At 68.5% G+C, this 12,678-nt stretch carries 12 protein-coding genes and 1 pseudogene; 9 read left to right on the top strand and 4 right to left on the bottom strand.

Annotated elements, in window-relative coordinates; translation table 11 throughout:
- Positions 1–36: 36 nt before the first annotated feature.
- Positions 37–1,695: a flavin-containing monooxygenase gene (locus ACFVH5_RS02755; protein ID WP_385831505.1), complete on the bottom strand. Its 1,659-nt coding sequence runs from the start codon at positions 1,693–1,695 to the stop codon at positions 37–39.
- Positions 1,696–1,984: 289 nt separating this feature from the next.
- On the opposite strand from ACFVH5_RS02755, the gene ACFVH5_RS02760 reads away from it, so the two are divergent.
- From ACFVH5_RS02760 to ACFVH5_RS02785, 6 genes are all read left to right on the top strand, one after another.
- Entirely contained in the window at positions 1,985–2,377 is a 393-nt protein-coding gene (locus ACFVH5_RS02760; RefSeq protein WP_385831507.1) for a carboxymuconolactone decarboxylase family protein, read from the top strand.
- A gap of 131 nt (positions 2,378–2,508) precedes the next feature.
- Positions 2,509–3,249, top strand: a complete 741-nt coding sequence (locus ACFVH5_RS02765) for an SDR family NAD(P)-dependent oxidoreductase (protein WP_384798141.1) — start codon at positions 2,509–2,511, stop codon at positions 3,247–3,249.
- 145 nt (positions 3,250–3,394) lie between these two features.
- Positions 3,395–4,582 carry an NAD(P)/FAD-dependent oxidoreductase gene (locus ACFVH5_RS02770; protein WP_385831509.1) on the top strand — a complete coding sequence of 396 codons (1,188 nt, stop codon included), beginning with the start codon at positions 3,395–3,397 and terminating at the stop codon, positions 4,580–4,582.
- A gap of 35 nt (positions 4,583–4,617) precedes the next feature.
- Positions 4,618–4,812, top strand: coding sequence for a ferredoxin (locus ACFVH5_RS02775; protein WP_384798146.1), 195 nt, complete (start codon positions 4,618–4,620; stop codon positions 4,810–4,812).
- Positions 4,813–4,945: 133 nt separating this feature from the next.
- Positions 4,946–5,887 (top strand): SDR family NAD(P)-dependent oxidoreductase, encoded by a 942-nt coding sequence (locus ACFVH5_RS02780; protein WP_385831510.1) that lies wholly within the window; start codon positions 4,946–4,948, stop codon positions 5,885–5,887.
- A gap of 314 nt (positions 5,888–6,201) precedes the next feature.
- Positions 6,202–7,443, top strand: a complete 1,242-nt coding sequence (locus tag ACFVH5_RS02785) for a cytochrome P450 (RefSeq protein WP_385831513.1) — start codon at positions 6,202–6,204, stop codon at positions 7,441–7,443.
- A gap of 184 nt (positions 7,444–7,627) precedes the next feature.
- On the opposite strand, the gene ACFVH5_RS02790 is transcribed toward ACFVH5_RS02785, so the two are convergent.
- Complete coding sequence (locus ACFVH5_RS02790) at positions 7,628–8,443, bottom strand: class I SAM-dependent methyltransferase (protein WP_385831582.1); 816 nt, start codon at positions 8,441–8,443, stop codon at positions 7,628–7,630.
- A 321-nt stretch (positions 8,444–8,764) separates the two neighbouring features.
- Positions 8,765–8,884, bottom strand: a pseudogene (locus ACFVH5_RS02795) (sensor histidine kinase); the annotation flags it as partial.
- Between the two features lie 533 nt (positions 8,885–9,417).
- Here ACFVH5_RS02795 and ACFVH5_RS02800 point away from each other — a divergent pair.
- The 3 genes from ACFVH5_RS02800 (at position 9,418) to ACFVH5_RS02810 (ending at position 12,354) form a co-directional block, all read left to right on the top strand.
- Positions 9,418–9,975: a TetR/AcrR family transcriptional regulator gene (locus ACFVH5_RS02800; RefSeq protein WP_385831514.1), complete on the top strand. Its 558-nt coding sequence runs from the start codon at positions 9,418–9,420 to the stop codon at positions 9,973–9,975.
- Between the two features lie 15 nt (positions 9,976–9,990).
- Positions 9,991–10,896 carry a pyridoxamine 5'-phosphate oxidase family protein gene (locus ACFVH5_RS02805; RefSeq protein ID WP_385831515.1) on the top strand — a complete coding sequence of 302 codons (906 nt, stop codon included), beginning with the start codon at positions 9,991–9,993 and terminating at the stop codon, positions 10,894–10,896.
- A 321-nt stretch (positions 10,897–11,217) separates the two neighbouring features.
- Complete coding sequence (locus ACFVH5_RS02810; RefSeq protein WP_385831517.1) at positions 11,218–12,354, top strand: PQQ-dependent sugar dehydrogenase; 1,137 nt, start codon at positions 11,218–11,220, stop codon at positions 12,352–12,354.
- 119 nt (positions 12,355–12,473) lie between these two features.
- Here ACFVH5_RS02810 and ACFVH5_RS02815 read toward each other — a convergent pair whose 3' ends face one another.
- Positions 12,474–12,677 carry a hypothetical protein gene (locus ACFVH5_RS02815; RefSeq protein WP_385831518.1) on the bottom strand — a complete coding sequence of 68 codons (204 nt, stop codon included), beginning with the start codon at positions 12,675–12,677 and terminating at the stop codon, positions 12,474–12,476.
- Position 12,678 lies beyond the last annotated feature (1 nt).

Raw genomic sequence — 12,678 nt, forward strand, 5'->3', positions numbered from 1 at the left:
CCGACTCGCATCGGCCGACCGTCGTTTCGTACGCGCTCAAGCACCGGCAGGCCGGTCCGACCTCGACAGGTCGAAGGTGTTGTAGTCGTTCCCCTCGACCTCGCGGATCAGCTCCTGGAGCTTCCATCGCCCGGTGGGGTTCAGCAACTGGCTGACCGCCTTGCCGGGGATGTTGGAGCCGTAGAAATAGCTGGCCTTCTGGAAGATGGACAGGTTGTCGCTGCTGTTCATGAGGTCCGTCCACTCCTTCTCCGCGGACGCCTTCACCTCGATCACGTCATGTCCGTGGTCCCGTGCGTGCATCAGGACGTCGTGCGTGAACTCCACCTGGTCGCCGGCGTACCGCGGGTTGTTGCCGAGGGCGCCGTGCGGGCCGCCGGGGAAGAAGAAGTTGGGGAAACCGGCGGTGGCGACACCGAGATAGGTGCGCGGACCGTCCGCCCAGTACTCCTCCAGCGGCAGACCCTGCCGGCCGCGTACGCCCAGCCGGTTGAGCGCGCCGGTGCCGAAGTCGTAACCGGTGCCCCAGATGACGATGTCGAACTCGCGCAGCCCCTGCGAGGTCTCGACGCCGGTCTCGGTGAACCGGATGATGGGCTCTTCGGGGAGGGAGACGAGCGAGACGGCCGGCTTGTTGTACGCCTCGTAGTAGCCGGTGCCGAACGGAGGACGCCGGGCGCCGTAGCCACCGTCCTCGGGGATCAGCTTCTTCGCGGTCTCGGGGTCCTCGACGATGCCGCGGATCTTCCCGGCCATGAAGGCGCACCACTCGGAGTTGATCTCCGGGTTATACGTCATGTCCCGGTAGTGCTCGGTCAGTTTGGTGAAGCCGGGGCTGTTCCACATCTGCTCGTAGAACGCCTGGCGTTCCTCGGGGCCGACATCCGCTCCGCTGGCCGGATTGATGGCATGCAGGAACCCGCTGGGCGAGCTGGTCAGGGTGGCGCGGATCTGTTCGAAGTCGGCCTTGAGGCGTGCCTGCTCGTCGGGGGTGATCGGCCGGTTGTTGAGCGGTGTGACCCAGTCCGCCTTCATCTGGTAGACGGTCAGGGAGGCGACGTCGTCGGCGATGGCCGGTACGACCTGGACACCGCTGGAGCCGGTTCCGATGAGGGCCACGCGCTTGCCCGTGAAGTCGATGGGCTGCTTGGGCCAGCGGCTGGTGTGGTGCTGTTCGCCCCGGAAGACCTCGCGGCCCTCGATGGCGGGGATGAAGGGAACGGACAGGTTCCCGGTGGCCGCGACGAGGAAGTGTGTCCTGAGTGTCGTGCCGTTCTCGGCCGTCACGGTCCAGGTGCCGGTCGGCTCGTCGTAGACGGCCGAGTCCGCCTTCGCGTTGAAGACGATGTCCTTCCGCAGGTCGAAGCGGTCGACCACGTAGTTGAAGTAGCGCTCGATCTCCGGCTGCCCCGCGTACTGCTCCGACCACTCCCACTCCTCCCACAGCTCCTTGGAGAAGAGGTAGCCGTAGCTGTAGCTCTCGGAGTCGAAGCGGGCCTCGGGGTAGCGGTTCCAGTACCAGACACCGCCGACACCGTTGCCGGCCTCCAGCGCCTTGGCGGAAAGACCGGCCTCCCGCGCCAGATGCAGCTGGTGGATGCCTGTGACACCTGAACCGATCACCACGACATCCAGTACCTCGTCCGCGTCACCCCGGCTCTCGGGTGCTGAGGATGTCGTCTTCGTGTTGGTCATCTGCCCTCCACTGTGAACAGGGGGCTGCTCCGCCCGCGTGAGCCCGAGTTTGTTATTTCGACCGATCGATCGAATCTTCAGGGCGAGAGTAGAGCAGGCCCTTGGATCGATCAATGCTCGTGCCGCGGAGAGGCGGTTTCGAGGGCGGAGCGCGGCCCGTGTGGCGTCCGGTGCGGCCCGTCCCGCAAGGGGTGACGAGTATCCGCTGTCCTGGCCGTTGATTATACCGACCGATTGGTCTAACTTTCCATCGGGGGAGACACAGAGCCGTGCGAACCAGGAGTCACACATGACGGCCAAGGACGCCGAAGAACCGGCCGCGCTGCGCAGCGCCGGGTGGAAAGCCATGCGGGACGCGCTGCCGGGGGTGTTCCCCGAAGGGGACATCGACCTGCGGGACGGACGTCTCGGTGAAGAACTCGTCGACATCGGCCTGACCAGCGTCTGGGGCTCCCTGTGGGCCCGGGAGGGTCTTGCCCCGAGGGACCGCAGTCTGGTCACGCTCGGCATCCTCATCGCGCTGGGTGCCGAGAGCGAGCTCAGGACCCACGTCAGAATCGGCGTGACCAACGGCCTGACCAGGGACGAGATCGCCGAAGTCATCTACCACGCCGCGGGCTACGCCGGTTTCCCGGCGGCGACGGCGGCACGTAACGCCGCCCGAGAGGCGCTTCCCGACTGACGCGGCACCCGACGCTCCACCGGGCGTCGGGGCCACCGTTCAGGGATGAACGCCCGGGGACGAACCATCTGCCACGAGAGCGGGACCGCCGGAGGTCCGGCCGCGGGGCGCCACGCACATGAGGAGCACGCATGTCATTGCAGGGAAAGGTCGCCGTCGTCACGGGCGGGGCCCGCGGCATCGGGGAAGCGGTCGCGAAAGTCCTGGCCGCCAGGGGCGCGGCCGTCGCGGTATGGGACCTGAATGACGAAGGAGCCGAGAAGACCGCCGCCGCCATCCAGGAGGCGGGCGGCACCGCGATCGCGATCGGGGGAGACGCCGCCGACGCCGGCGCGGTCGCCGAGGCCGCCGCGCGCACCCGCGAGGAACTGGGGCCCGTCACCGTCCTGGTCAACAACGCGGGGGTGACTGCCTACCAGCCCTTCACCGACATCACCGAGGCCGCCTGGGACCGCATGGTCGGCATCAACCTCAAGGGGCCGTTCCTGGTGACCAGGGAACTGGTGCCCGACATGCTCGACGCGGGCTGGGGCCGGATCGTCAACATCTCGTCCTCGTCCGCGCAGACCGGGGCACCGGCCATGGCGCACTACGCGGCTTCCAAAGGCGGGGTCATCGGCCTGACCAGGGCACTCGCGATCGAGTACGCCAGTACGGGCATCACGGTCAACCATGTGCCGCCCGGCTTCATCGACACCCCGCTGGTGCGTCAGGGGCCCGTCGACGTCGAAGCGGTCGCGGAGACCATGCCGATGAAGCGCGCCGGCCGCCCCGAGGACGTGGCCTACGCCGTGGCCTACCTGGCGTCGGAGGAGGCCGGTTACGTCACCGGACAGACCCTGAGCACCAACGGCGGCAGGTACCTCACGTAGTGGGTCCCGACTGTTCGCAACAACTGAAGCGACCGGATCGAACTGCATCGGAGACAGCTATGAGGTTGGAGCACGGCGACCGGGATGACCGCCAGGGGGACGGTCACCGGCCGTCCACCGGCCCGGCGACCGTACGGGGGAGCGCATGACCGGCCCCGGACGCATCCTGGTGGTCGGAGCCTCGGCGGCCGGCCTCACCACGGTGGAAGCGCTGCGGCGCAAGGGATACACCGGAGCCATCGACGTGCTCGGCGACGAGGTGCACGCGCCGTACGACCGGCCCCCCTTGTCGAAGCAGGTCCTCGCCGGAGCCTGGGAACCGCAGCGCGCGGCACTGCGCACCGCCGAGGTCATCGCGAACCTCGACGCCGACTTCGTGCTGGGCGACGCCGCGACCGCCCTCGACGTGGCCGCGCGGACCGTGCGTACGACCTCCGGACGCGAACTGTCCGCGGACGTCGTCGTGCTCGCGACCGGGGTCCGGGCGCGAGCCCTTCCCGGCCAGGAAGGCATCGCCGGTGTGTACACGCTGCGCGGACTCGACGACGCCGTGGCCCTGAAGGCGGACCTACGGCCCGGATCCCGGCTCGTCGTGGTCGGCGAGGGTGTACTCGGCTCGGAGATCGCGGCGACCGCGCGCACTTTGGGTCTGGACGTCACCCTCGCCGGCCCCTTGGCGGCGCCGATGGCCCTGCAAGTGGGCCCCATGGTGTCCGAGTTGCTGGCCGGCCTCCATCACGAGCACGGTGTGCGCCTGCGTCTGGGCTCAGGGGTCGCGGGCCTGCTCAGCGAGGACGGCCGGGTCACCGGTGTGCGACTGAGCAGCGGTGAGGTCCTTCCGTCCGATGTCGTGGTCGTCGCCATCGGAGCCACTCCGGCGACGCAGTGGCTCGACGACAGCGGCCTGACGCTGGACAACGGCGTCGTCTGCGACGCGAGGTGCCGCGCGGCGGACGGCATCTACGCGGTCGGTGACGTGGCCCGGTTCCACCACGAGAGCTACAACCGGCTGATGCGGCTGGAGAACCGCACGAACGCCACCGAACAGGCCGCGGCCGTCGCCACCGTCATCCTCGGCGAGGACCGGGCCTACGCCCCGGTGCCCTACTTCTGGACCGACCAGTTCGAAGCGAAGCTGCAGGTCCACGGCCTGTTCCCGGCCGACGCCGAGACGGAGGTCGTCGAAGGCGATGTGGCGGGCCGCCGTTTCGTCGTCCGCTACACCAGCGGTGGAGCCGTGACCGAAGTCCTGGGCTGGAACATGCCCAAGCAGACACGCATGCGCCGCCAAGAGGTCGTCGACAGCATCACCGCATCCGTTTCCGTCCCTTGAATCCACTGGTTCCCCGAGTCGCCCGGAGAGGTGTCATGAAGGTACTCATCGACGAGGAGAAATGCTGCGCGGCCGGACAGTGCGTGGCCGCGTCCCCCGAGGTCTTCGACCAGCGGGAGGAGGACGGCATCGTCATCCTGCTCGACGGGAATCCCTCGGCCGACCTCGCGGACGACGTCCGCAACGCGGCGGCCGTGTGCCCCGCGCTCGCCATTCACATCGAGGAGTGACACGGGCCCGGCCGGGCGAGCAGGGACACCGCATTCATCGTTCGTCAGAACGTTCTTCAGGATCGGCGGCGCGGCACACAGGACTTGTCGTCCGGGGCGGCGCCGCTCTACAGCAGCACAACAGGAGTCACCCATGAGCGAGTTGAACTTCGAAGGACGCGTGGTCGTGGTCACCGGCGCGGGGCGTGGCATCGGTCGCGCCTATGCCGGACTGCTGGCCGAGCGGGGGGCGAAAGTCGTCGTCAACGATCTCGGCGGAGCGATGGACGGCGACGGCACGGACGCCGCCCCCGCACTGAAGGCCGCCGACGCCATCGTGGCGGCGGGCGGCCAGGCCGTCGCCGACACCAACGACGTCTCCACGGAGGCGGGCGGCAAGGCCATCATCGACACCGCGTTGAACGCCTTCGGACGCATCGACGTCGTCATCAACAACGCCGGCATCATCAGATGGGCCGGGCTGCCGGAGGTCGACGCCGACAATCTCGAACGCCACCTCGACGTCCACCTCGTCGGCTCCTTCAACACCATGAAGGCCGCCTGGCCGCACTTCGTCGAACAGGGCTACGGCCGTGTCGTGCTGACGTCGTCGGCCGGTCTCTTCGGCCTCGACAACAACCTCTCGTACGCGGCTGCCAAGGGCGGAGTCATCGGCCTGGCCCGCAGCGCGCGGCTGGCCGGCGAACCCCACGGGATCAAAGTGAACGTGATCGCCCCGGCGGCCCTGACCAGGATGGGCGGTATCGAGGACGAGGCCGCGGCGGAGGCGGCGGCTCAGCAGGCCGGGATGCCGTCGCAGGCCGTGGCGCCCCTGGTCGCGTACCTCGCGCACGAGGAGTGCCCGGTCAACGGGGAGATCTACGCAGCCGGAGCGGGCCGGTTCGCACGCTTCTTCATCGCCTCCACACCGGGTTACGTGCATAACGGCGGACTTGCCACGGTCGAGGATGTCGTCAAGAACTGGGACGCGATCAACGCCGAGGACGGCTACTACGTTCCCTCGGACCTCATGGCGTGGACGGGGGCCTTTCTCGGGCACCAGTTCAAGGAGAAGCCGGGGGCTGCCAGCTCCTGAGCCGCGAAGGGTTTGAGGTGCGAAGGGTTTGAGCTGAGTTGGGTCTGAGCTGCGTAGGGGCAGGGCGGAGGTCATGGTCTCCGCGCTGCCCCTACGCGCTTTCTGCCGACCGCATTCCGTCGGTATTCGGAGTCCGTTTGTGGGGTCGTATTCCACCCCTTCACTTGCATTGATTGTACCGATCGGTCGACGTAAGGTTCGTGGTGCGCGCGATGCGGTGACGCCGGTTCAGGGCCGGCGGAGATCCCGGCGGGTCGTCCCCATGCGTGGCTCATCGTCGTCCGACAGGGCAGTCAGAGAAGAGGAGTGCGGACATGGCCGACAACGTGGCGAGTGCCGGAGTGACCGGGGCGCATCCCACATACCCGTCACCCCGGGCGTCCGAGTGCCCCTTCGCGCCGCCGCCCGGGCTGCTGGAGCTGCAGGACGCCGGCAAGTCGGTGCGCAGGGTCGAGACCTGGGACGGCAGCACTCCTTGGGTGGCCACGACCTACGCCGCGCAGCGCCAACTGCTGGCCGACCCGAGGCTCAGCGCCAATATCGGAGCGCCCGGGTATCCGCACACGACGGAGGCGATGAAGGCTCACGCAGCCGAGATGCAGCCGTCGATCAACAACACCGATGGGCCCGAACACCAGCGCTGGCGCCGTATGTTGACGAGCTCCTTCACCCGGCACCGGATGGAGAAGCTGCGTCCCGAGATCCAGGACATCACCGACGGCCTGATCGACAAGATGCTCGCGGGACCCAACCCGACCGAGCTCAACGAAGCGTTGTCGTTGCCGCTTCCGTCACTCATGATCTGCGCTCTGCTCGGTGTGCCCTACGAGGACCACCACTTCTTCCAGGAGCACGCAGGGGTCACCAACGCCCGGTTCAAGACCGCCGAGGAGGCCGCCGAGACGACGAGGGTGTTGCGCCAGTACATCTCCGGACTCATCGAGGCCAAGATGGACGACCCCGGTGAGGACGTGCTCTCCGACCTCGCCGAACGCGTCAAGGCGAGGGACCTGACCATGGGGGAGGCCGCTCCGCTGGGACACATCCTGCTCGTCGCCGGCCATGACACCAGTGCCAACATGATCACCTTGGGCACCGCCCTGCTGCTGCAGAACCCGGATCAGCTGGCGGCTCTCCGGGAGCGCTCCGACGACCCCAAGTTCGTGGCGAACGCGGTCGAGGAACTGCTGAGGTACCTGACCATCCCGCACCTCCTCGCCCGACGGGCGGTCGTCGAGGACATCGAGATCGACGGCGAGACCATCCGGGCGGGGGAGGGGGTCATCGCAGCTCTGCCGGCGGCCAACTGGGACCCGGAGGCGTTCCCCGAGCCGGACAAGCTCGACCTCGCGCGCAAGGCCGCACACCACATGGCGTTCAGCTGGGGACCGCACCAGTGCATCGGCCAGCAGTTGGCCCGTATCGAACTGCACGTCGTGTTCAGCACCCTGTTCCGCCGTATCCCGACACTGCGGCTGGCGGCCGACCTGTCCGAGCTGAAGTTCAAGGAGGACTCGCAGGCGTACGGCATCTATGAGCTGCCTGTCGCCTGGTAGTAGGTCAGGGGTGTTGCGTCGTTGAGGTTTGAGGCTTGAGGACTGGGGCGTTGGGGCGTCGGTCTGTTCTGTCGGTGACGGCCGACCGCGGCGATGGCGTACTTCCTACGCAGCGCCTGTAGGGCACCGATTCGGTGCCCTACAGGCGCACGTCCACCATCAAGTGAAGGCAGTTGCCTCGTGTTTACCGGCGGACCGCCGAGATCAGTCCGCCAGGCCGCTCCGCCTGCTCCGGAGGGGTGTTGGTCGGACGGCCGTAGGCGGCAGCGCGCTCACGCAGGGTGTGGCTGTCTGCCTCCCAGCCATGTCCGGCCAGCCAGCCCACTGGGTCGTCGGGCATCTCCGAGACCCACATGGACGCCGCCGATCCCGGCACGGCGTCCGCACCGAAGCGCTCGATCACGCCGCGCGAGCCCAAGGTCAGCCCCATCCGACTGCCTGCCGCCGACAGCGCGCTGATCCGGGACAGCAGCAACTCCACCGCGTCCTGGGGCAGATAGATCAGTAGCCCTTCGGCGATCCACGCGGTCGGCGCCGTCGGGTCGTGCCCCGCGGCGGCCAGCGCGGCGGGCCAGTCGTCGCGCAGATCCACCGGGACGGTGATCCGCTCGCAGCGCGCGACGGCCCGCTCTTGGCGCAGTACCGCAGCCTTGAAGTCCATCGGCGTGGCGGTGTCGACCTCGAACAGCCGGGTGCCGTTGGGCCAGTCCATCCGGAAGGCCCGGCTGTCCATTCCGGCGCCGAGCAGCACGACCTGCCGGACCCCGGACGCGGCGGCCTGCCGCAAGAGGTCGTCGAGGAACCTCGTCCTGATGACGATGGAGAACGACACGGCCAGTCGGCGGCGGCGCGCGGCCTCCTCATCGGGCAGTGACGGCGAGGAGGGCCATAGGCCACCGGCTGTGGCGAAGGCCCGTGCCAGTGGGTCGCGGAACAGTGCGTCCTCCCGCTCGCTCTCCAGCGCGCGCACCCTGGCCACCCCCACCGCCGTGGCCCACACTCCCGACGGCTGCACCCGCTCCCGCTCACCAGTCACTTCGCCAGCCTAGGCGACCTGTTTCCGAGGGCGGGTGATGAGCGGAGTCAGGTTCCTGCGCGGGCAACTCCGCCTGTTGGCAGTGGCGCGGGCCGGCTGTGGTGTCGGCGAGTCACTCGTGGTTGCCGTCGTGGTGCAGCCCGTTCCACCTGGACCTCATCGCCGTGGTCGGCCTGGCGTTCGTCCTTCTGCTGCTGGTCTTCCGATCCCTGCTCGTCCCGGTCAAGGCGGCGGCCGGCTTCCTGCTCTCGGTGCTTTCCGCCCTCGGCTCCGTCGGTCTCGTCTTCCAGCAGATGCCGGGAGAGCGACCAGCCGGGCCTGGGCGCCGTCATGGAGGTTGCGTTCGATCCGGCGCAATTCGGCGCCGTGAGCGGCGATCGCTCCGGCCCGCGTCTGCGTCAGCTCCGCCCATCAACAGGACTGTCTCCGGCAGCATCCAGGCGCCGACAACGGCCAGGGTGCCGACGGCAGTGATGATCAACGCTGTGATGAAGAGCTACACGCCGAAGGCCATGGCCGCCGTGAGGGCGAGGTGCGCGGTGGCACGCGAGGCCTGCCGCGTGGTTTTCCACATGACGTGAACGCTATGCCGGCGACGGCATAGCCGAAGGTGAGCGTGCACCACTGCATGGGTGCAGCCAGGTACGCCTGACGTCGAACGGGGCGTGGTCGGATGGGCAGTGGCGCCTGAGTCGTACGAAAGTGTGTCCCGTGCTGGCGTCGCCGCGGTCTGTCTCCTCCCCGTTTCGATGGGGACGAGGGTGCCCGGCGGCAGCATCGGCTTCGAGGTGATGGGCGCCGCCGGGCTCTTTCAGCCTGACACGGGGCACTGACATCGCCAGGAAGCGGGACACGTCCGGCTCGGTCATGACGCGTGCGCTCCCGGGGTGGGGAACCTCGGACTTTCTCTTTTACCGAACGTTCGGTAAAGTAAGAGCATGGGACGGACGCCGAATGTCGACGATGAGCTGATGCATGCCCGGCTCGCCGAGGTCTTCCGGGCCAACGGGTACGCCGGAGCGTCACTCTCCGACCTGTCTCGGGCGACAGGGCTGCAGCGCGCGAGCCTCTATCACCGCTTCCCGGACGGCAAGCCCGCCATGGCGGCCGCCGTCCTCACGAGCATGGAGGCCCATTTCGGGGAGATCTTCGAGCTGCTCGCTTCGGCGCCGGACGCCGCCGAAGGTGTTGCCGAGATGGCACGGCGTATGGCGCTCGTCTACAAGGACGGCCGCATGGCCTGCGTCCTCGACACGATGACGCTGATCGGGGCGCCGCAGGAGATCAGGGCCCACGCGGCCCGGCTCGCCCGAGCGTGGCTCCAGGCCATGGCCGGTGCTGCTGTCAGGGCCGGTGCGGCCGAACAGGACGCCGAGCTTCGGGCGCGTGCCGCCCTCGTCCGTATCGAGGGCGCCCTGGTGGTGGCGCGCGTCCTGGACGACCCTTCCGTTTTCGAGCAGGTCCTCGGCGAGCTGCCCGACCTGCTCGCACGCTGATCAAGGAGGCATCTCGTGACACTGCGCGCAGAACACCGCGGGGAGCAGGCGGTCCAGCGAAAGGCTCAGGAGGGCGGCCCCGGATGGGGATCGCCCATGTTCGGCCCGGACATCCCGCACGGGTTCCACCCCTTCATCCGAGCCCAGCAGATGCTGGTCCTCGGAGCCGCCGACGACACCGGCGCCGTCTGGTCGACGATCGTGACGGGACCTCCCGGTTTCGCCCAGCCCGTGGACGGCCGAACCCTCGACATCCATGCACTGCCCGCTCCCGGCGATCCGCTCCACCATGCCTTCGATGAGGAACGCGCCGTCGGCGTGCTCGCCCTGCATCCGCAGACCCAGCGCCGTATCCGCGCGAACGGCGTGGCCGTACGTGACGGCGACGGCCTGCGGATGACCACCGGGCAGGTGTTCGGCAACTGCCCGAAGTACCTGCAGAACCGCGTCATCACCGAGTCCGCCGATGCCACGCCGACCGGGGAAGCCCGCACCGGCAAGGAACTCAGTGCCGTCCAGCGGCGGTGGATCGAGCAGGCCGACACCTTCTTCATCGCCAGCCAGACCGCCGAGCACGGCGCCGACGCGTCGCACCGCGGCGGCATGCCGGGCTTCGTCACCGTCGCGGGGCCCCGCACACTGCGCTGGCCCGACTACACCGGCAACCAGTTCTACATGACCCTGGGCAATCTGCACCTCGCCCCCGCGTCCGGCCTGCTGTTCCTCGACTGGGAGCGGGGCCACACCCTGCAACTCACCGGCACCGGCCGCATCGACTGGGACCCCCGCAGCGCCGCGGCGTACGAAGGGGCTCTGCGCGTGGTGGAGTTCGAGATCGACACCGTGGTGCAGATCGACAACGCCAGCCCGCTGCAGTGGGAACTCCAGAACTACTCCCGGTTCAACCCGCCTGTCGCGTGACCGGTCGAAGCCGAGACCGTCGATGAGTTGAGCCTGCTCACTGGAGCGGTCGGCGCCTCTGAGGCGGTGCCTGCGGGGTCCACCGTGTGTGCGGAGTCCGGCGACACGGGTTCTGTCGGTCGGTGACCGTCGCGGGCCCGCCGATTTAATGCGGGCAGTTTTCGCCCCCGCAAACCACAGTTACCCCAGTATCCTCATACGTGGACAGCAGACAGCAGTGCACCATCCCCCCACGCAGGTCGCGCGCCGTCACGGGCTGATCCCCACCGCACTCTGCCCAGTGGCCGCGTGACCTACCGCGCCGCCTCCAGGAGGATCACGGTGAAAGTCCGCACCAGAAGCTCGGCGATCGTTGGCGCCCTCTGCCTCGTCGCCTCCCTGGCCCTGACCACAGCGTCCGCCGATGCATCCGTATCACCGGCGCAGGCCGGTACGGTCGTGCTCACGACACTGACCACGGCCCAGAGTCCGACCGCCGGCGCGGCCGGCCCCGACGGCACGGTCTGGATAGCAGAACGCGCCGGAACCGTAAGGGTCTTGGGCGATCAGGGCCTCGGCCAACCCGTCCTCGACGTGTCCGCCGAGACCACGACCGATGGCGAACGAGGCTTGCTGGGCATCGCTTTCGACAATGAGTTCACGCACTTCTACATCTCGTTCACCAACCTCGAAGGCACCAGCACGGTGGACGAGTTCGCCGTTCAGGACGGCAGGATCCAGCCGGACACCCGGCGTACGGTCCTCACCCAGACGCAGCCCTACTCGAACCACAACGGCGGCGACATCAAGTTCGGCCCCGACGGATACCTCTACATCGCGCTCGGTGACGGCGGTTCAGGCGGCGACCCTCAGAAGAACGGGCAGAACCTCGGCACGCTGCTCGGCAAGCTGCTGCGGATCGATCCGCAGGGCGGCGAGCCGTACGCGATTCCGCCGGACAACCCGTTCGTGGACGATCCGAACGCGAAGGGCGAGATCTGGGCGTACGGGCTGCGCAACCCGTGGCGGTTCTCCTTCGACGAGGGCACGGGTGATCTGCTGATCGGTGACGTCGGGCAGAGCGACTGGGAAGAGATCGACTGGGCCCCGGCCGACAGCGACGGCGGCGAGAACTATGGATGGTCCCAGATGGAGGGCAACCACGCCTTCCGGGGTGGCGCGGAGCCCGCGAACCACGTGCCGCCGGTCCACGAGTACGACCGCAGCGGCCTGGGGTGCTCGGTGACCGGCGGATACGTCTATCGCGGCGACGAGATCCCGGACCTCAAGGGACAGTACGTCTTCAGTGACTACTGCGACGGCACCGTCCGGACGCTGCAGATGGAGAACGGCAAGGTCACCGGCGTGAGCGACCTCGGAGTCAGCGCCGGCGAAGTGGTGTCGTTCGTTCAGGGCTGCGACAAGGAATTGTATGTGCTCGCCAGTAACGGCAACATCTCCCGCCTCGACCCCGCGTAACGACCGCCGGTATCGGTGACCGCCGGTATCGGGGCCCACGTGGCCACCTCGAACACCGTCCGGCGCAGGTCGAGTGAACGTACTCGACCTGCGCCGGTGGTGTGAGACAACGCGGCACGTCAGGGCAGCAGTTGGCGCACCAGGCAGTCGGCGGACCAGTGCTGCCAGCGTTCCGGTGTCCAGCCGCGGCCCGCGTCGAGCGGGGTGAAGGTCTCCGCGCCGAGCACGGTCAGCGCGATGTCGGCGGCCGACGCGGCGTCGTGGCCGTCGCGCAGCCCGGCCGCGGTCTTGGGCACGAGGGCCTCGGCGAAATTGAGCTGCACC

This window comes from Streptomyces sp. NPDC127119, assembly GCF_042677425.1.
Taxonomy (GTDB): Bacteria; Actinomycetota; Actinomycetes; order Streptomycetales; family Streptomycetaceae; genus Streptomyces.

Bases quoted from the DNA above. Each gene is read 5' to 3' on its own strand.
- ACFVH5_RS02755 (WP_385831505.1), bottom strand. From the start codon at position 1,695: ATGACCAACACGAAGACGACATCCTCAGCACCCGAGAGCCGGGGTGAC.
- ACFVH5_RS02760 (WP_385831507.1), top strand. From the start codon at position 1,985: ATGACGGCCAAGGACGCCGAAGAACCGGCCGCGCTGCGCAGCGCCGGG.
- ACFVH5_RS02765 (WP_384798141.1), top strand. From the start codon at position 2,509: ATGTCATTGCAGGGAAAGGTCGCCGTCGTCACGGGCGGGGCCCGCGGC.
- ACFVH5_RS02770 (WP_385831509.1), top strand. From the start codon at position 3,395: ATGACCGGCCCCGGACGCATCCTGGTGGTCGGAGCCTCGGCGGCCGGC.
- ACFVH5_RS02775 (WP_384798146.1), top strand. From the start codon at position 4,618: ATGAAGGTACTCATCGACGAGGAGAAATGCTGCGCGGCCGGACAGTGC.
- ACFVH5_RS02780 (WP_385831510.1), top strand. From the start codon at position 4,946: ATGAGCGAGTTGAACTTCGAAGGACGCGTGGTCGTGGTCACCGGCGCG.
- ACFVH5_RS02785 (WP_385831513.1), top strand. From the start codon at position 6,202: ATGGCCGACAACGTGGCGAGTGCCGGAGTGACCGGGGCGCATCCCACA.
- ACFVH5_RS02800 (WP_385831514.1), top strand. From the start codon at position 9,418: ATGGGACGGACGCCGAATGTCGACGATGAGCTGATGCATGCCCGGCTC.